The 815-nt window shown below is 45.0% G+C and carries 1 protein-coding gene; it reads right to left on the bottom strand.

Translation table 11 applies throughout. The features are described 5' to 3' along the window. Positions 1-73 precede the first annotated feature (73 nt). Positions 74-736, bottom strand: coding sequence for a hypothetical protein (locus tag NE665_RS23835; RefSeq protein ID WP_256302698.1), 663 nt, complete (start codon positions 734-736; stop codon positions 74-76). Between the last annotated feature and the right edge of the window lie 79 nt (positions 737-815).

The raw sequence follows: 815 nt of genomic DNA, 5'->3' as shown, positions 1-815 counted from the left end.
TACCTTTGCATAAGGAAGGGAGTGCTCCCTCCCTCATGTAAGAGCACGATGTGCTCTTTTGTATCATATCGAATTAAGATCCTGACGGTGTATCAGCCGCAGGCTGTACCATCTCCAATGTATAGGTCACATTGAATGCTTTCTCATAGAGTCCGGTAACATCATGGTCATTCTTAACGATCTTTGTTTTTGCTGCTACTCCAGTAAATGGTATCGTTTTTGATGTATTTTTTGCGACTTGGAAATCAGTGATTTCCACTGCCTTATCCTGAATCATTTCTTCCCCCATCAGGTTGATTGCCACTGCTCTTGGATTCACTGTCTCATTCGCCATATCCGCTGTGCTCTTCAATGTCCATGCGCCATTCTGCGGCTTCTCGACCTTTACTGATTTTACCTTGACATCTACAGAAGAAGTCTTATCGACTGCGATCGTATACTTGTTTTTATGTGGTGTCTTAAATTGTAACGGCGTATTCGCAGCTGTACCTTCTGCGTTGTTCAAAACTGCGAAGTGCAGACGGATCGGCACTGTGACCTTCATCTGGTCAAGCTCTGTCTTTTCACTCAGCATTGCCCATACTTCTCCCTTTGCCTCCTGTGATTCTGTTTCTGATTCGATGTTCTGATTCTCATCCGTCTGTGGATTCACTTCTGTTGCTTCTTCTGCTGCGTGGATCGGTGCTGCGACAGCACACATCATCGCTGCCATTGCTAATGCTAATAGTTTTTTCATAATGGTTTCTCCTCTACCTTTCTTTCCTGACCCGTATCTTTTACATCCCCGCCGGTCTGGGATACATGCTCTTTCCTGC

The sequence above is a fragment of the Clostridium sp. DFI.1.208 genome, from assembly GCF_024463855.1.
In the GTDB taxonomy this organism is placed as follows: Bacteria; Bacillota_I; Bacilli_A; order Erysipelotrichales; family Erysipelotrichaceae; genus Clostridium_AQ.
Note: the sequence above shows the minus strand (reverse complement) of the source record. Positions and strands in the feature narration are given on the sequence as shown.

Excerpts from the sequence above, each read along its gene's own strand:
- NE665_RS23835 (WP_256302698.1), bottom strand. The coding sequence starts at position 736 with ATGAAAAAACTATTAGCATTAGCAATGGCAGCGATGATGTGTGCTGTC.